The sequence below is a fragment of the Bradyrhizobium sp. 41S5 genome, from assembly GCF_011516665.3.
Lineage (GTDB): Bacteria > Pseudomonadota > Alphaproteobacteria > Rhizobiales > Xanthobacteraceae > Bradyrhizobium > Bradyrhizobium quebecense.
Map to the genome: position 1 here is coordinate 8,294,798 of NZ_CP083721.1, position 16,073 is coordinate 8,310,870.

The following is a 16,073-nucleotide window of genomic DNA, read 5'->3' on the forward strand; positions in this document are numbered from 1 at the left end:
AGGTGACATTGACTAAATATCCCGGTGGGGAATTGTAGCTGTGTCGGGCTGCTGCATCGCAGCCGGCGCATCCTGCCGCCGATCGGTCCGACCCGGCGACGAGTGAACATGCGCGCCAACAATCAATATAAATGGAGGATATCGAGCGATGAGCACCAAGGATTTTCGGCCGGGCAGCACATTGAACGTCTCGCGTCGCACCCTGCTGCAGGCCGGCGCAAGCCTGATCGGCGGCACCGTGCTGCCGGCCACGATCGCGTCCCGGACATTCGCCGAGGATCATCCGGCGATCGGCACCTTTCCCGCAGGCACGTCCGGCTCCGCGGCCTTCATCGGCATCTCGGTGCCGCGCACCGGCACTTACGCCGTGCAGGGCGAGGATGAGCTGAAGGGCTATCAGCTCGCGATCGAGCACATCAACAGCGGCCACGAGCTGATCAAGAAGATCTCGCCAAAGACCTCAAAAGGCGTGCTCGGCAAGGAGCTGAAATTCGGCGTGGCGGATTCCGCGGCGAAGCCGAACGAGGCGGTGCAGGCGCAGCAGCGCTTCATCTCGGAGAACAAGGCGGTGATGATCACCGGCGGCACGTCGAGCGCGGTCGCGGTCGCGCTGAACAAGCTGGCGCAGCGCGAGAAGGTGATCTTCGTCTGCGGCATCTCCGGCTCCAACGACACCACCGGCAAGGATTGCGTGCGTTACGGCTTCCGGCAGAATTTCTTCGGCCAGACCGCCGCGGCGGCGATCGCGCCGGTGCTGATCAAGCAGTTCGGCAAGGACAAGAAGGCCGCCTACCTGACGCCCGATTACACCTATGGCCACACCGTCACCAAGTCGATGCAGGACTTCCTCGCCCAGGCGGGCTGGACCACCGTCACCAACCAGGTGTCGCCGCTCGGCGCGCCGGATTACTCGTCCTACCTGCTCAATGTCGCGAATTCCGGCGCCGACGTGCTCATCAACGTCAACTGGGGCCACGACGCCGTGCTGTCGACGCAGCAGGCCAAGCAGTTCGGCGTGCTCGACAAGATGAAGCTCGTGGTGCCCTACCAGGTGCCGTTCATCGCGCGCGAGACTGGCGGCTTGATGCAGGGCGTCTACGCCGCGACCGATTACTGGTGGACCATCGAGGACAAGTATCCGCTCGCAAAGATGTTCAACGAGACCTTCGAGAAGAAGTTCGGCTACAAACCCGAATGGGGTGCTGAGAACGCCTATGTCAGCTTCGCGCACTGGGCCCGCATGGTCGAGGAAGCCGGCAGCTTCTATCCACCCGACGTCATCAAGGCCTACGAGAAGGGCGAGACCATCCCCTCGCTCGTCGGCGACGTGCATTATCGCCCCGAGGATCACCAGTGCGTCCGCCCCGTCATCATCGTCCGCGGCAAGATGGAAAAGGAGATGAAAAACAAGGAGGACTATTACGAGGTGGTCGAGATCGTCCCCGGCGACGGTCTGATGCAGAAGCCGGATGCGTTCGGCTGCCATCTCGGCGACTACACCTGATTGACGTGGGACCACTCGGCGCCGTGGGCGGGGTGACCCGGCCCGCGGCGCCGCTTTGTGTCGGAACGTATCCTCCTTGACCGGGCCAACTGAACGCACGCCATGATCAACTGGCCGAATTTTGTCTCGCAATTCTTCAACGGGCTGGCGCTCGGCGCGCTGCTCGCGCTGATCAGCTCCGGGCTGACGATCATCTACGGCACGCTCGGGGTGCTCAATCTCGCCCACGGCGCCATGTTCATGATCGGCGGCTACGCCGGATATGTAGCCTATTCCTACACCGGATCGTTCATTCTCGCCGTCATCGCCGGATCCCTGTTCGTAATGGTGCTCGGCGTCGCGATGGAGCGGATCATCATCCGCCGTTTCTACGATCGCCCGCATGAGGACCAGCTCCTGGTCACATTCGGGCTCGGCATCTGCTTCGTCGAGCTCGTGCGGCTGATCTTCACCAGCCAGTCGCAGGTGGTGCCGCCGCCGGCGATGCTGCAGGGCATCACCTCGCTGGGCTTCCTGTTCTATCCGACCTATCGGCTCGCCGTGGTCGGCATCGTCGCGGTCGCGCTCGGCGGACTGTTCCTGATCCTCTATCGCACCCGGCTCGGGATGATCGTGCGCGCCGGCATCGAGGATTCGGTGATGGTCGATTCGCTCGGCATCAACGTCTACCGCATCTTCATGATCGTGTTCGGCATCGGTGCGATGGCCGCAGGCTTCGCCGGCATCATCAATGCGCCGGTAGTGTCGCTCACCCCCGGTGTCGGCGACGACATTCTGGTCGAGACCTTCGTGGTGGTCGTGATCGGCGGCGTCGGCTCGTTTCCCGGCGCCATTCTGGGCGGACTGATCGCCGGCGAGATCATCAGCGTCACCTCGATGTTCAACCCCGGTTACGCATACGTCATGCTGTTCGCGGCGATGACGCTCGTGCTCGTGCTCCGACCGCACGGCCTGCTCGGCACGCAGGGCCGCGAATGACGACGGATATTCAATGCTGAAACAGCGCCCATACCTCATCGAGTTCCTGACAGCCGCGGGGCTGGTCGCCGCGCCCTTCGTGCTGCCCTGGCTCGGCTTCGCACCCAACACCGTAAACCGGATCCTGGTCTGGGGCCTGTTCGGCCTCGGCTTCGACATCCTGTTCGGCTTCACCGGCCTGCTGTCGTTCGGCCAGTCGGCCTTTTACGGCACCGGGGGCTTCGTCGCCGCCTGGCTGCTCACCCGCGCGGGCTTCCCCAACGTCGTGCTCGCGCTGATCATCGGCATGATCGCCGCCGCCGCCACCGGCTATCTGATCGGCCTGATCGCGCTGCGCCGCACCGGCATCTACTTCGCGATGATCACGGTGGCGATCGCCGAGGTGTTCTTCTTCGTCGAGTTCAATCCGCTGTCCGACTTCACCGGCGGCGAGAACGGACTGCCGGGCGTTCCGACCCCGAGCTTCAATCTCGGCTTCACGACACTGCATTTCACCACCGGCTGGTCGCTCTACCAGTTCCTGGCGCTGTGCTACTTCATCGGCGTCGTGATCGCGCTGCGCATCGTGCGCTCGCCGGTTGGCGCCGTGTTCAGCGCCATCCGCGACAATCCGCTGCGCGCGACGGCAGTCGGCCACAACATACACGGCTACAAGCTGACTGCCTTTGTGATCGCCGCGGCCTATGCCGGCTTTGCCGGCGGCCTTTTGGGCGTGCTGCAGGCCTTCATGCCGCCCGACGCGTTCACCTTCGACACGTCGGGCCAACTCGTGATGCAGACCGCGATCGGCGGCCGCGGCACGCTGTTCGGGCCATTGGTCGGCGCCGCAATGTGGCTGTGGTTGCAGGATTTCCTGCAGTCCGCGCTCGGGCTCGGCGCGGCCTGGAAGCTCGTGCTCGGCATCGTGTTCGTGCTGCTGGTGTGCTTCCTGCGCCGCGGCATCATCGGCGGCCTCGTCGATCTCTATGGCCTGCTGACCGGAAAGCGCGCCGTCGATCCGGACGAGAGCCAGCCGGAGGTCGCAGCCGTCGCAAGCGAGCCACACGCCGCGGTCGCCGCCGCGCCTGCGCGGCCCCGCCCCGCGGGCCGTCCGTCCGGTCCGATCCTCCAGGCCAAGGGCCTGACCAAGCGCTATGGCGGCCTGCTCGCCAACAGCGACATCGACTTCACGGTCAATCACGGCGAGCTGCGCGGCATCATCGGCCCGAACGGCGCCGGCAAGTCGACCTTCTTCAAGATGCTGACCTGCGAGGTGCACCCGACCTCCGGCACCATCGTGTTCGAGGGCCGCGACATCACCGGCATGAACGTCACCGATGTCTGCCAGCTCGGCCTGACCAAGAGCTATCAGGTCAACCAGCTGTTCGACGGCCTTACCGTGCGCGAGAACCTGGTGATCGCGGCCCTGTCGGGACTTCGCGGTAAGTTCAAGCTCGACCTGTTCCGCACCATCGACAGCATTCCCGGCCTGTCCGAGCGCGTGCAGCACACGCTGGAGCTGGTCAATCTCACCTCGCGACCTGATACGTTGGTCTCCGAGCTCGCCTATGGCGAGAAGCGGCGGCTGGAGATCGGACTGGCGCTGGCGACGTCGCCGAGCCTGTTGCTGCTCGACGAGCCGCTGGCCGGCATGAGCCCGCGCGAACGCGTCGAGACCGTGAAGCTGCTGAAGTCGATCAGCCAGGGCCGCACCATGATAATCATCGATCACGACATGGATGCGCTGTTCGAGCTCGCCGAGCGCGTCACCGTGCTGCAGGAAGGCCGCGTGCTGGTTGAGGGGACACCGGAAGAGATCAAGAACAATTCGACCGTCCAGGAAGCCTATCTTGGCGGCGTGCATGGAGTGCTCGCCGCATGAGCCTGCTCAAGGTCAACGGACTGAACAGCTATTACGGCGACTCGCACATCCTGTTCGACGTCTCGATCCGGGTCGAGCGCAACGAGGTGGTCGCGCTGCTCGGCCGCAATGGCGCCGGCAAGAGCACGACGCTGAAGAGCCTGATGGGCGTCGTCACCCCGCGCCGCGGTTCGGTGATGTTCGACGGCGCCGAGATTGCCGGCAAGAAGAGCCACAAGATCGCGCAGGCCGGCATGCAGCTGGTCCATGAGGAGCGCCGCATCTTCGGCAGCCTGAGTGTCGAGGAGAACCTGGTGATCGCCGGCCTGACCGCCTCGCAGCGCTGGCCGCTCGACCGCATCTACGAGATGTTTCCGCGGCTGCGTGAGCGGCGCAGCAATCGCGGCACCGATTTGTCGGGCGGCGAGCAGCAGATGCTGGCGATCGCGCGCGCTTTGGTGCGCGATCCCAAGATCATCCTGCTCGATGAGCCGTTCGAGGGACTGGCGCCGGTGATCGTGCGCGACCTGATGAAGGCGTGCCGCGATCTGGCCGAGGCCGGACAGACCATCGTGCTGGTGGAGCAGAACCTCGCCGCGACGCTCGCGCTGGCCCAGCGCATCTACATCATCAATAACGGGCACATCGTCCATGAAGGACCCGCGCAGGAGATCAAGGCACAGCCCGACGTCCTGCAGCGCTATCTCGGAGTCTAGCCTCCAAGCGCAGCGATCATGCGCTTGGCATGATCGGCGAGTACGTCCATCTCCTCCTTGCGGGTCTGCGCCGGCACCAGCGCGACGCCGGCCTTCACCGGCATCACATGCATGTGCAGGTGAAACACCACCTGACCACTGGCGGGTTCGCTGAACTGCTGGATGATGATGCCGTCGGCGGAAAACGCCTTCATCGCGGCGATCGCGATGCGCTTGGCCGACCGCGCCACCGCGGCAAGGTCGTCTTCGGCGATGTCGAGGATTCCGCGCGCGGGCGCTTTCGGAATCACCAGCGTATGCCCCGGAGAGCGCGGCATGATGTCGAGAAAGGCAAAGGTCCGGTCGGTTTCGAGGACCTTGAAGCTCGGGACCTCGCCCCGCAGGATCCTCGCGAAAATGTTCTGGTCGTCATAGTCCGTCATGGCCGCGCGTTCCGGATCAATCTGCTGAGGCGTCGACGGTGCGCGCCGACCGCGCGGGGTGCAAGCCATATCGACGCCGCATCGACCATCAGCTAACAACGCGCCATGAGCGCATCAGCTGAAAATAGCGGCCAGACCGTCGAGAGTGCCCGCCGCGCACTCGCCGCGCGCCTTGCCGCGGTCGGCAGTGACGCCGCCGAACTCGACGCACGGCTGCTGGTCGGCGCGGCGCTCGGCCTCGATCTGACCGGCATGGTGACCGGCGCCAGACGCATCCTGACGAGGGACGAAGCGGATCGCCTCGAGGGCCTGGCGGGGCGCCGCCTCGCCGGCGAACCGGTCGCGCGCATTCTCGGCATCAAGGAATTTTGGGGACTGCCGCTGCATCTGACCGCCGCGACGCTGGTGCCGCGTCCCGACACCGAGACCGTGGTCGAGCGCGCGCTCGAGCTGCTGCACGCCGAAGGCGCGGCGGATCGCGCGCTGCGGATCGCCGATCTCGGCACCGGTTCGGGCGCGATCCTGCTGGCGCTGCTCTCGGAACTGCCCCACGCGCACGGCTTCGCCACCGACATCTCGGCGGAGGCGCTGCAGACGGCGGGCCGGAACGCCGCCGAACTCGGACTTAGCCAGCGCGCGACATGGATCGCGTGCGACTATGGCAGCGCGCTGACCGGCGCGTTCGACCTGATCGTGTCCAATCCGCCCTACATCCCCTCGGCCGACATCGCCGGTCTCAAGATCGAGGTGCGCGCGCACGACCCACGCGCGGCGCTCGACGGCGGGGCCGACGGGCTCGACGCCTACCGCGCGCTGATTTCGCAATCTGCGGGTCTTCTGACATCAGGTGGATTTCTGGTTGTGGAAGTCGGACAGGGCCAGAGCGGCGACGTTGAAGCGCTGATGACGGCTTCCGGGTTATCCCCAACGGGGCGGCCCAAGGCCGATCTCGGGGGCGTTCCGAGGGCCGTTTCAGCCCGCCGGCTGCCCCGATAAAGTCCTATTGGAACGCAAAAAAACCTCTTGGAATATCCCCCGGGAACGACTACGTTCCGCCCACAACATCGGTGCTGGCCCCGTAGCCGTTACGGGTGATGACCAGGGTTCAGCAGAGCCCACCGATCGAAAGGTTCCAGGAACGCAGGTCTCATTGAGCGCAATAGCCGAAGCTGTGCTGCTCTCGACCGCCAAGCGAACGAAAGCCTGTTATTGCGCTTGAACACTTACGCACGAGAACTGGGCCTGTCTCAACGGGCGGAATGATTTGGTCGCTGGCGCGTTTGGCCGGTGGCGGTTGGGGAACGCGTCTTTGCTGAACGCGACTTTGCTGAACGAGATGGTCGGCGACATCGATGCCACTTCGAACGGTATTGCGATTCCGTGTGCCTAGGGGCGCCCCGAATCGGACTGTGGACTGCAATAACTTCAGGGCTGGAATAAAAGGCGACAGATGAGAAACGGTCAGAACAACAAGCGGATGCGCAATCGGAACAACAACAACAATAACAACAACAATAACCGGCGCGGCCAGAATCCCCTGACACGGGTGTACGAATCGAACGGACCCGACATCAAGATCCGCGGCACGGCCTCCCACGTGGCCGAGAAATACGTCCAGCTTGCGCGCGATGCACGCTCCTCCGGCGATCCGGTGGCAGCCGAGAACTACTACCAGCACGCCGAGCACTACTACCGGATCATCGCGGCCGCGCAGGAGCAGTTCCGGCAGAATCAGCAGCAGCCGCGCCCCGACGCCGAGGTGACGCAGACCGAAGACGGCGACGACGACAGCGACGGCTATTCGAGCTTCGGCCAGGAGCCGGGCTTCGTGCCGCAGCAGCAACAGCCATTCATGCGCGATAACGGCCAGCAGCCCTACCAGCAGCCGCGGGAGCATCGCGAGCGTGACCAGCAGCCGCGCGAGCAGCAGCCGCGTGAGCACCGTGAACGCGAGCATCGTCCGCAGCCGCAATATCAGCCGCAACCGCAGATTCAGCCGCAGCCGGTGCTGGCCGATGCCGGCGGCGTCGATCGTCTGCCCTCATTCATCACCGGCGGCGCGCAGCCGCAGGTGAACGGTGGCGCCTATGAAGCCAACAATGGCGGCGCAGAACGCGGCGAACGCAGCGAGCGCTTTCCGCGCCGTCGCCGCCGTCCGCACGGCCCGCGCCCCGAAATGGCGGCGCAGCCGGCGCCGAGCGACGACTTCAATCCGGGCAACGAGTAACCCTGAAAATCTGTCACCCTCCCTTCACGGGGAGGGTGAATAGTCGCGTCTCGACTCCGAGTCGTTTGACGACTCCGTGTCGCCTTACGACTCCGCGTGACTGGATTTGCGCGTCGCCGTCGAGGACGGCACCAGCACCGGACGCAATGACGGGATCAGTTGCGTGCGTTCGCGGCGCGCCGGGATTGCGCGATAGACCTGCTTGCTCGCTTCCACGATATGCACGCCGGCGAACGGCATCGACAGCGCCGCACCGACCCGCTCCCACGCCATCGCCGAGCGCAGGAACCAGCTGCCCTGCACCGGCGGCATGAACAGCGCCTCGCCCCACGACGCCGGCGTGAACCAGGTCTGCCGCAACAGTTGGGTGATCTGCGCCCGCGAATAGGGCCGGCCGTGGCCGAACGGCGTCGCATCGGTGCGCGTCCAGACGCCGCGCCTGTTCGGAATGATCGCGATCAGCCGCCCCGACGGCGACAGCACCCGCCACACCTCGCGCAGCAGCCGCTCCGGATCGTCGGACATCTCCAGCGCATGCACCAGCAGCACGCGATCGATCGCGGCATCGGGCAGCGGCATCGAGAATTCGTCGATCAGGGCCGCCAGCGCAGGCCGGCCGGTCGGCCATTTGAGCACGCCCTGGGCCGCCGGCATGAAGGCGACGCAGCGCTCGCAGGTATCGCGGAACAGGCCGAGATAAGGTGTCGGATAGCCGAGCCCGAGCACGCGCAGGCCTTCCGCGTTCGGCCACCGCGCACGGATGCCGCGGTTGATCAGCTGCCGTGCCACGATGCCGAGGCGCTGCGAGTAGAAGTCGCGGAGGTCGATGACGTCCATGATCCTAGCCTAACATGCCCGTTGCAGCCGGGGAGCGCCGAAATTTGCGTTGCCGCCGGAGCGTTAACGCCATATTTCACCCCTATATTGGGCGCGGTAAGAGCATGATCCGAAAAACGGCGACGCCGGTTTGTCGAAAGGACCATGCTCTGAAATGTCCGTCCCGTTTGTTCGTGGAGATATCATGACCGCCGAAATTCGCACCTTCAGCTGCCTCACCGACAATTTCGGGTACCTGATCCACGATCCCGCCACCAAGGCGACGGCATCGATCGACGCGCCGGAGGCCGGCCCGATCATCAAGGCGCTGGAGCGCGAAGGCTGGACGCTGACCGACATCCTGATCACCCATCACCATGGCGACCATGTCGGCGGCGTCGCCGAGCTGAAGCAGAAATACGGCTGCCGCGTCGTCGCCCCGCACGACAAATCGGCCAAGATTGCCAATGTCGATCTGCGCGCCGCCAATGCCGACGTCATCAAGGTCGGCAGCCTGCTCGCGCGCGTGGTCGAGACCCCCGGCCATACGCTCGACCATATCTCCTACGTGTTCGACGGCGAGAAGGCGGTGTTCGCCGCCGATACGCTGTTCTCGATCGGATGCGGCCGGGTGTTCGAAGGCACCTATCCCATGATGTGGGATTCGCTGCTGAAGCTGCGTTCGCTGCCGGACGATTTCCGCCTCTATTGCGGCCATGAATACACCGCCTCCAACGTGAAGTTCGCGCTCACCATCGAGGCCGACAATCCGCATTTGCAGGCCCGCGCCGAGGAAGTGACGAAGCTGCGGGCCGAGAACAAGCCGACGATTCCCGTGCTGCTGGGCGACGAGAAGAAGGCCAACGTGTTCCTGCGCGCCGACGAGCCTGTTGTCGCCGCCAAGCTGCACATGAAGGGCGCCGACCCGGCGCTGGTGTTCGGCGAGCTCCGCGAGCGCAAGAACAAGTCCTGATGTCACAGCTCTCTGCTGCCGACATCATCGCGCGGCTCGCGCTGCAGCCGCATCCGGAAGGCGGGCATTATCGCGAGACGTTTCGCGACCAACGCTGCGACGCCAGTGGACGCGCGCATTCGACCGCGATCTATTTCCTGCTCGCGCGCGGCGAGCGCTCGCACTGGCACCGCATCGACGCCGTCGAGATGTGGCACTACTACGCGGGCGCGCCGCTGACGCTGAAGATTGCGCAGGACGGCGCCCCGCCGCGTGCGATCACGCTCGGGCCGGATGTCGCGCGCGGCGAACAGCCCCAGGCGATCGTGCCGGCGGGCGCCTGGCAGACCGCGGAAAGCAGCGGCGACTGGACGCTGGTCGGCTGCACCGTGGCGCCGGGATTTGAATTTGCGAAGTTCGAGCTCGCGCCGAAGGGCTGGGAGCCGGCCTAGTTCGTCAGTCCGGGATGCGCCACTTGGCGCAGGCCCGGAATCCTTAACCACGATTGGGAGTATGGATTCTCAGATGCGCAATTGCGCATCGTAGCTCGTGCTAACGCGCGCCCCGGAATGACGAGTGGTGAGGGCGGACGTCATCGCTTCAGCACCATGTCCTTGGCCGCGATCAGGCCGCCGCCGGCGATCAGGATCGCTGCGATTGCGATGTTGGCGCTGGGCTTGGCGAAACCCGCGGCGATCAGGAACGCGGTCGAGAGCAGCGGCGTGGCATAGGATGCGGCGCCGAGCACGCGGATGTCGCCGCGCTTCATGCCGATGTCCCAGGCGAAGAACGCCGCGCCGACCGGACCGATGCCGAGTGCGATCACGGCCAGCCATTGCAGCGGTGTCGCGGGCCACACCGTGGTTTCCACCAGCATGTGCACCAGTGCCGCGAGCAGGGCCGTGCCAAGGCAGAAGCCCGCCACCGCATCCGTCGGCACCGCCTTGAGCCGGCGCGACATTACCGAATAGGCGGCCCAGACGAACGCCGCGACGAAGGCCGCCGCGAAGCCCGGGATCTGCGCGCTTGTGAATGCGCCGGTGTTGCCGGCGAACAGCAGCACGGTGCCGGCAAGGCCAAGCAGCGCGCCGACGATGTGATGGATCGCAAGCCGCTCGCCCGGCAAGAGCGACGAGAACAGCACGATCAGCAGCGGCCAGAGATAGTTGAGCAGGCCGGCCTCGGCCGGTGGCGCGAACCGCAGCGCCAGGAAATACAGCGCGTGATAGCCGAACAGCCCGCCGACACCGACAACCCAGGCGACCAGCGGCTGCTTCAATGCGCCGAACGCCGCGGGACGGAACAGGAAGCTTGCGAACGCGACCGCGGCGCCGATCGCAAACGTCATGGCGGCGAGCTGGAACGCCGGGATCGCCCCGGTCGCGACCGTCATGACCGACAGCAGAGACCACATCAGGATGGCGGTCAGTCCGACAAGGGTCGCAGTTCGGGTCGTCATCTGAACTCAATCCGTCGTGGCCGCCCCGGCCACGTCTCTGCTTCGCGCCTCGCCGTTGTAACGACGAAAATGCCCGGCACAAGGCCGGGCATCACGACGTGATTGATGGAACCTGCGACGCGTCGACGCTTCTCGCGTCAGGCGTGATACTGGCCGCCATTCACGGTCAGCGTCGAGCCGGTGATGAAGCCGGCCTCGTCAGCCGCGAGGAAGACCACGGCGCGCGCGATCTCCTCGGGTTCGCCGAGCCGGTTGACCGGAATCTGCGGGATCACGTTCTTCTCGAGAACATCTTTCGGCACCGCCTGCACCATCTCGGTGTTGATGTAGCCCGGGCAGATCACGTTGACGGTGATGCCGCCCTTGGCGTTCTCCAGCGCGAGCGCCTTGGTGAAGCCGATGTCGCCGGCCTTTGCCGCGGAGTAGTTGACCTGGCCGAACTGGCCCTTCTGGCCGTTGATCGAGGAGATCGAGATGACGCGGCCGAACTTGCGGGCGCGCATGCCCTCGATCACCTGGCGCGTCATGTTGAACAGCGAGCCGAGGTTGGTGTTGATCACGGCATTCCACTGCTCCAGCGTCATCTTGTGGAATGCGGTGTCCCTGGTGATACCGGCATTGTTGACGAGCACGTCGACTGGGCCGAGATCGGCCTCGACCTGCTTCACGCCGGCCGCGCAGGCGTCGAACGACGCGACGTCCCACTTGTAGACGGGGATTCCAGTATCCGCCTTGAACTTCTCCGCCGCGGCGTCGTTGCCGGCATAGCTTGCCGCCACCTTGTAGCCCGCCGCCTTCATCGCCTTGCTGATTGCAGCTCCAATGCCCCGCGTTCCGCCCGTCACCAATGCAACACGTGCCATGTCCGTCTCCTCCTTGGCCGTCTTTTATAACCGGATCACTCCGGTCCTCGCACTCACTCAACAAAGCGCGATGAGAATAGGCTGCATCGCCATCGCGCTTTAGCTCCTCTTTTTTTTGAGCATGATCTTTCGGAAATCCGCTTCATGCTCTCGAAACAAAAATGCCCGGCGTAAAGCCGGGCATCTTTTCTATCAGCTCGCGCCGTGGTTGACAGATGATCTTTTCATCACCTAACCGACCTCGCTGCCTCTTGTTCAGTCGCGTGCAACGCACATAGCGATGCCCATGCCGCCGCCGATGCAGAGCGTCGCGAGGCCCTTCTTGGCATCGCGCTTCTGCATCTCGTGCAACAGCGTCACCAGCACGCGGGCGCCCGACGCGCCGACCGGATGGCCGATCGCGATCGCGCCGCCATTGACGTTGACCTTGGCCGGGTCCCAGCCGAGGTCCTTGTTGACGGCGCAGGCCTGCGCTGCGAACGCCTCGTTGGCCTCGATCAGATCGAGGTCGGCGATGTTCCAGCCGGCCTTCTTCAGCGCGGTTCGCGAGGCGGGGATCGGCCCGGTGCCCATGATCTTGGGGTCGACGCCGGCCTGGCCCCACGAGACGATGCGGGCGAGCACCTTCTTGCCCTGCTTGGCGGCTTCCTTGGCGGTCATCAGCACGACGGCGGCTGCGCCATCATTGATGCCCGAGGCGTTGCCGGCGGTCACCGTGCCGTCCTTCTCGAAGGCGGCGCGGAGCTTGGCCATTGCATCGATCGTGGCGCCATGACGCGGATACTCGTCGGCGTCGACCACGATATCGCCCTTGCGGGATTTGATGGTGACCGGGACGATCTCGTCCTTGAACCTGCCGGCCTTCTGCGCCGCCTCGGCCTTGTTCTGCGAACCGACCGCGAACTCGTCCTGCTGCGAGCGAGTGATCTGGTACTGCTTGGCGACGTTCTCGGCGGTGTTGCCCATGTGGTAGCCGTTGAAGGCATCCCACAGGCCGTCCTTGATCATGGTGTCGATCAGTTCGAGGCCGCCCATCTTGACGCCGCCGCGCAGATACTGCGCGTGCGGGGCCATGCTCATCGATTCCTGGCCGCCCGCGACAACGATCGAGGAATCGCCGTTCAGCAGCGCCTGGTAGCCGAGCGCCACCGTGCGCAGGCCCGAGCCGCAGAGCTGGTTGACGCCCCAGGCCGGGCTCTCCACCGGGATGCCGGCCGCGATCGAGGCCTGGCGGGCCGGGTTCTGGCCCTGCGCCGCAGTGAGGATCTGGCCCATGATGACTTCGGAGACCTGACCACCCTCGACGCCGGCACGCTCCAGCGCCGCCTTGATGGCGATCGCGCCGAGGTCGTGGGCCGGCGTGGTGGCGAACGCGCCGTTGAAGCTACCGACCGGGGTGCGGGCGGCGCTGACGATGACGACATCGTCTGACATGGACATCTCCTATGGGTTGTAGCTGGGTTTCTCGACGGCGGGCGGCCGGTTTGGCGGACCTGTCTCTTAACGACTATCCTGTAAACCTCATTGAGCCATGTCAATCGCGCTGACGCGCAAATCGCGCCGCGACGCACTCAAAATGACGTCCTTGGCACTTTCCTGAGCAATGCCTTTGCTTTGGGATTAACCGTGCAGCACAAAACGGTAGCCGAACGGCTTTGAAAATGCTTACCTTTGCTGCGATGCGTTGCATTTAGCCCAGCGGCGATGCTGCCGGGTTCCAGGTCCTTCGGTGTTGAAGTGTGAGCCCATGGCAAAATCTGAACAACCGACCACGATCAAGAAATACGCGAACCGGCGGCTCTATAATACCGGTACGAGCACCTATGTGACGCTCGAGGATCTCGCGGCGATGGTGAAGGAAGGCGAGGATTTCCTCGTTTATGACGCCAAGACCGGCGATGACATCACCCGCTCCGTGCTCGCGCAGATCATCTTCGAACAGGAGAACAAGGCCGGGCAGAACCTGCTGCCGACCACCTTCCTGCGCCAGCTGATCCGCTTCTACGGCGACAGCATGCAGATGGTGGTGCCGAAATATCTCGAGCAGTCGATCGATCAGCTGACCCGGGAACAGGAGAGATTTCGCAAGCAGATCGCGGGCGCGCTGAGCGGGACGCCGTTTGCTCCCCTGGAAGAACAGGTCCGCCGCAACATGGAGTTGTTCCAGCAGACCTTCTCGATGTTCAAGCCGTTCGTGCCGCAGCGCGGCGGCGCTGAAGCCGAGAAGGCGCCGGAGCCCGCGGCCGACGACGGCAACATCGACGACCTTCGCCGCCAGATGAAGGACATGCAGGAACGCCTCGAGCGCATGTCGCAGCCGGCGAAGAAGGACGAGTAGGTCTCGTCACCGGCGTCGCCTGGCCTGCCAGGGCGATCTACAACCTACAAAATTTTCGAAGGCAGCTTGCAGGTTCGCAAGAGCGGGTTGCTGCGCAGCAATCGCATCACATGCGACGCACTTCGCATCGCGCGCTAAAGAGATTGCCTACGATAGAAGGCAATCCGAATGACCATCCAGCTTTACGGCTTCTGGTGCTCGAACGCGGCATTCCGCGTCCGGGTCGCGCTTGCACTCAAGAATCTCGCCTTCGAGGAAATCGACATCGACATCCTCTCCGGACGCCAGTTCGATCCGGGCTACGCCGAGGTGAATGCCGAACATGTCGTGCCCACCCTCGTCCATGACGGTCGTCCCATCTTCCAGTCGCTGGCGATCATCGAATATCTCGACGAAATCCAGGCGGAGCCGCAGCTGCTGCCGGCCGACGCACACGAGCGGGCCCATGCGCGGTCGCTGGCAATGATCCTGGCCGCCGATGCGCATCCCCTGACCGTACCGCGCGTCCGCAAGCATCTCGGTCAGGCATTCGGCGCCGATGCGCCCGCCATCGAGTCATGGTGCAGGCATTGGACCACGGAAGGACTTTCGACCTATGAGCGCCTGCTCGAGCGGCGTCCGGCCGCGCCCTTCGCGCTCGGCGCGGCGCCGACAATCGCCGACATCGGCATTGCGGGCCAGGTCGCCCTCGCCGACGTCTATCGCATGGACCTTGCTGCATTTCCCGAGGTGGCGGCGTTGGCACGGCGGTGCTTCGCCTTGCCGGCATTCGCCGACGCGCACCCCTTTCGCCAACCAGGCTACAAGGCTGCGGGTGAGCCTGGCTAGAGCATGATCCGGAAACGTGCGAAGCGGTTTTCCCTCGCGACAGCCGCGGGATGCGTTTGCGCGGAGATCATGCATGCACAATAGGCCAAAGCGCGATGACGCTTCATCGCACGTCAGAGCGCGGCTCGGTTGCGGGAGCGTCCTTCGAGCAGTTGGCGACGCGCCGTCAGCGCCTGCCCCACAACGTCGAAGAAGGCGCGGACACGCGCAGTGTTGCGCAGATCGCGGTGGGTGATGAGCCAGAGTTCGCGCGTCAGCGCGGCCTCCGGGACCGCAATGCTCTCGATGTCGGTCTCCGGGTCGCCGAGATAGCAGGGCAGCAACGCCATCCCGATGCCGGCCTTCACCGCCATCATCTGATTGATCAGGCTGCTGGACCGGTACACGATCCGATCGTTCGGCACGGTCTCGGTAAGCCACTTCGCTGCCGCTGCAACAGCCGAGGTATCCCAGCCGATAAACCTGTGTCCCTCGAACGAGCCGCCGATGAACCGGTCGCGGTCGGCCAGGTATCGCGGACTTGCGTAGAGCGCCCACGCCGTCTCCGCGATTTGGCGTCCGAACAAATCCCCCTCCACCGGGCGCGTCGCCCGGATGGCGATATCAGCCTCGCGTCGCAGCAGATCGAGCTGCCGGTTGTCGACGAGCAGTTCGACCGTGATGCCTTCGTGCCTGGACCGGAACCCGGCCAGCAGGTCGTTGAGGATGCGGTAAGCCAGTGATTCCGAACACGTGATCCGCAAGTTTCCAGACAGACGGGCATCGCGGCCGGCGATGTCGCGATCGAGTGCCAGCGCCTCCGCCTCCATGCGCTCGGCGGCGAGCAACATCCGGTCTCCGGCATCCGTCGGAACATAGACGCCGCCATTGCGCTCGAAGAGCTGGACCCGGAATCTGGCCTCGAGACCGTTGAGCCAGCGAAAGATCGTGGAGTGGTCGTTACCCAGCTCCTTCGCTGCTCCCTTCAGCGAGCCGGTCCGGCTGATCGCAAGGATGAGCCGAAAGTCGTTCCAGTCCATGCCGACATGCTCCCCGGAAAGCGCGGCCGTCCGATTGGAGTACGCGCATGCGCTGCCGGATATGAAGTGAAGGGCCCACGGTCAATCCCGTGACCTGCTTGCGAGGTATGA

General features: G+C 64.7%; 16 protein-coding genes. 10 read left to right on the forward strand and 6 right to left on the reverse strand.

Annotated features, from left to right (window positions below; translation table 11 throughout):
* Positions 1 to 148 precede the first annotated feature (148 nt).
* From HAP47_RS39725 to HAP47_RS39740, 4 genes are all read left to right on the forward strand, one after another.
* Positions 149 to 1,504, forward strand: coding sequence for a substrate-binding protein (locus HAP47_RS39725; RefSeq protein ID WP_173640100.1), 1,356 nt, complete (start codon positions 149 to 151; stop codon positions 1,502 to 1,504).
* Positions 1,505 to 1,606: 102 nt separating this feature from the next.
* Positions 1,607 to 2,482 carry a branched-chain amino acid ABC transporter permease gene (locus HAP47_RS39730; RefSeq protein WP_173640099.1) on the forward strand — a complete coding sequence of 292 codons (876 nt, stop codon included), beginning with the start codon at positions 1,607 to 1,609 and terminating at the stop codon, positions 2,480 to 2,482.
* A gap of 13 nt (positions 2,483 to 2,495) precedes the next feature.
* Complete coding sequence (locus tag HAP47_RS39735; protein WP_173640098.1) at positions 2,496 to 4,343, forward strand: branched-chain amino acid ABC transporter ATP-binding protein/permease; 1,848 nt, start codon at positions 2,496 to 2,498, stop codon at positions 4,341 to 4,343.
* The gene (locus HAP47_RS39740; RefSeq protein WP_173640097.1) at positions 4,340 to 5,038 is read left to right on the forward strand and encodes an ABC transporter ATP-binding protein; all 699 of its coding nucleotides are present in this window, start codon (positions 4,340 to 4,342) and stop codon (positions 5,036 to 5,038) included. The genes HAP47_RS39735 and HAP47_RS39740 overlap by 4 nt, the downstream gene beginning before the upstream one ends.
* On the opposite strand, the gene HAP47_RS39745 is transcribed toward HAP47_RS39740, so the two are convergent.
* On the reverse strand, positions 5,035 to 5,460 hold the full coding sequence (locus HAP47_RS39745; RefSeq protein ID WP_173640096.1) for an HIT family protein: 426 nt from the start codon (positions 5,458 to 5,460) through the stop codon (positions 5,035 to 5,037). The genes HAP47_RS39740 and HAP47_RS39745 overlap by 4 nt on opposite strands.
* A 105-nt stretch (positions 5,461 to 5,565) precedes the next feature.
* Here HAP47_RS39745 and prmC point away from each other — a divergent pair, with 105 nt between their 5' ends.
* Complete coding sequence (gene prmC / locus HAP47_RS39750) at positions 5,566 to 6,456, forward strand: peptide chain release factor N(5)-glutamine methyltransferase (RefSeq protein ID WP_173640095.1); 891 nt, start codon at positions 5,566 to 5,568, stop codon at positions 6,454 to 6,456.
* Between the two features lie 454 nt (positions 6,457 to 6,910).
* A complete protein-coding gene (locus tag HAP47_RS39755; protein WP_173640094.1) occupies positions 6,911 to 7,687 on the forward strand; it encodes a DUF4167 domain-containing protein in 777 nt (258 codons plus the stop codon).
* Positions 7,688 to 7,771: 84 nt separating this feature from the next.
* Here the strand turns inward: HAP47_RS39755 and HAP47_RS39760 are convergent, their stop codons facing one another.
* Positions 7,772 to 8,524, reverse strand: a complete 753-nt coding sequence (locus HAP47_RS39760) for a class I SAM-dependent methyltransferase (RefSeq protein ID WP_173640093.1) — start codon at positions 8,522 to 8,524, stop codon at positions 7,772 to 7,774.
* Positions 8,525 to 8,708: 184 nt separating this feature from the next.
* Here HAP47_RS39760 and gloB point away from each other — a divergent pair, with 184 nt between their 5' ends.
* Positions 8,709 to 9,476 (forward strand): hydroxyacylglutathione hydrolase, encoded by a 768-nt coding sequence (gene gloB / locus HAP47_RS39765; RefSeq protein ID WP_173640092.1) that lies wholly within the window; start codon positions 8,709 to 8,711, stop codon positions 9,474 to 9,476.
* Positions 9,476 to 9,907: a cupin domain-containing protein gene (locus tag HAP47_RS39770; RefSeq protein WP_173640091.1), complete on the forward strand. Its 432-nt coding sequence runs from the start codon at positions 9,476 to 9,478 to the stop codon at positions 9,905 to 9,907. The genes gloB and HAP47_RS39770 overlap by 1 nt, the downstream gene beginning before the upstream one ends.
* 140 nt (positions 9,908 to 10,047) lie before the next feature.
* Here the strand turns inward: HAP47_RS39770 and yddG are convergent, their stop codons facing one another.
* The 3 genes from yddG to HAP47_RS39785 form a co-directional block, all read right to left on the reverse strand.
* Entirely contained in the window at positions 10,048 to 10,914 is an 867-nt protein-coding gene (gene yddG / locus HAP47_RS39775; RefSeq protein WP_173640090.1) for an aromatic amino acid exporter YddG, read from the reverse strand.
* 137 nt (positions 10,915 to 11,051) lie between these two features.
* Complete coding sequence (gene phbB, locus HAP47_RS39780) at positions 11,052 to 11,777, reverse strand: acetoacetyl-CoA reductase (protein WP_173640089.1); 726 nt, start codon at positions 11,775 to 11,777, stop codon at positions 11,052 to 11,054.
* A gap of 255 nt (positions 11,778 to 12,032) precedes the next feature.
* Positions 12,033 to 13,211 (reverse strand): acetyl-CoA C-acetyltransferase, encoded by a 1,179-nt coding sequence (locus HAP47_RS39785; protein WP_173640088.1) that lies wholly within the window; start codon positions 13,209 to 13,211, stop codon positions 12,033 to 12,035.
* 313 nt (positions 13,212 to 13,524) lie between these two features.
* Between HAP47_RS39785 and phaR the strand changes: the two genes are divergently transcribed.
* Entirely contained in the window at positions 13,525 to 14,115 is a 591-nt protein-coding gene (phaR, locus tag HAP47_RS39790; protein WP_173640087.1) for a polyhydroxyalkanoate synthesis repressor PhaR, read from the forward strand.
* 168 nt (positions 14,116 to 14,283) lie between these two features.
* Entirely contained in the window at positions 14,284 to 14,943 is a 660-nt protein-coding gene (gene maiA / locus HAP47_RS39795; protein WP_173640086.1) for a maleylacetoacetate isomerase, read from the forward strand.
* A 113-nt stretch (positions 14,944 to 15,056) separates the two neighbouring features.
* Here maiA and HAP47_RS39800 read toward each other — a convergent pair whose 3' ends face one another.
* Positions 15,057 to 15,962, reverse strand: coding sequence for a LysR family transcriptional regulator (locus HAP47_RS39800; RefSeq protein WP_173640085.1), 906 nt, complete (start codon positions 15,960 to 15,962; stop codon positions 15,057 to 15,059).
* Between the last annotated feature and the right edge of the window lie 111 nt (positions 15,963 to 16,073).

Excerpts from the sequence above, each read along its gene's own strand:
- HAP47_RS39730 (WP_173640099.1), top strand. The coding sequence starts at position 1,607 with ATGATCAACTGGCCGAATTTTGTCTCGCAATTCTTCAACGGGCTGGCG.
- HAP47_RS39735 (WP_173640098.1), top strand. The coding sequence starts at position 2,496 with ATGCTGAAACAGCGCCCATACCTCATCGAGTTCCTGACAGCCGCGGGG.
- HAP47_RS39740 (WP_173640097.1), top strand. The coding sequence starts at position 4,340 with ATGAGCCTGCTCAAGGTCAACGGACTGAACAGCTATTACGGCGACTCG.
- HAP47_RS39770 (WP_173640091.1), top strand. The coding sequence starts at position 9,476 with ATGTCACAGCTCTCTGCTGCCGACATCATCGCGCGGCTCGCGCTGCAG.
- HAP47_RS39725 (WP_173640100.1), top strand. The coding sequence starts at position 149 with ATGAGCACCAAGGATTTTCGGCCGGGCAGCACATTGAACGTCTCGCGT.
- HAP47_RS39755 (WP_173640094.1), top strand. The coding sequence starts at position 6,911 with ATGAGAAACGGTCAGAACAACAAGCGGATGCGCAATCGGAACAACAAC.
- phbB (WP_173640089.1), bottom strand. The coding sequence starts at position 11,777 with ATGGCACGTGTTGCATTGGTGACGGGCGGAACGCGGGGCATTGGAGCT.
- HAP47_RS39800 (WP_173640085.1), bottom strand. The coding sequence starts at position 15,962 with ATGGACTGGAACGACTTTCGGCTCATCCTTGCGATCAGCCGGACCGGC.
- HAP47_RS39785 (WP_173640088.1), bottom strand. The coding sequence starts at position 13,211 with ATGTCAGACGATGTCGTCATCGTCAGCGCCGCCCGCACCCCGGTCGGT.
- yddG (WP_173640090.1), bottom strand. The coding sequence starts at position 10,914 with ATGACGACCCGAACTGCGACCCTTGTCGGACTGACCGCCATCCTGATG.
- maiA (WP_173640086.1), top strand. The coding sequence starts at position 14,284 with ATGACCATCCAGCTTTACGGCTTCTGGTGCTCGAACGCGGCATTCCGC.
- gloB (WP_173640092.1), top strand. The coding sequence starts at position 8,709 with ATGACCGCCGAAATTCGCACCTTCAGCTGCCTCACCGACAATTTCGGG.
- HAP47_RS39745 (WP_173640096.1), bottom strand. The coding sequence starts at position 5,460 with ATGACGGACTATGACGACCAGAACATTTTCGCGAGGATCCTGCGGGGC.
- prmC (WP_173640095.1), top strand. The coding sequence starts at position 5,566 with ATGAGCGCATCAGCTGAAAATAGCGGCCAGACCGTCGAGAGTGCCCGC.
- HAP47_RS39760 (WP_173640093.1), bottom strand. The coding sequence starts at position 8,524 with ATGGACGTCATCGACCTCCGCGACTTCTACTCGCAGCGCCTCGGCATC.
- phaR (WP_173640087.1), top strand. The coding sequence starts at position 13,525 with ATGGCAAAATCTGAACAACCGACCACGATCAAGAAATACGCGAACCGG.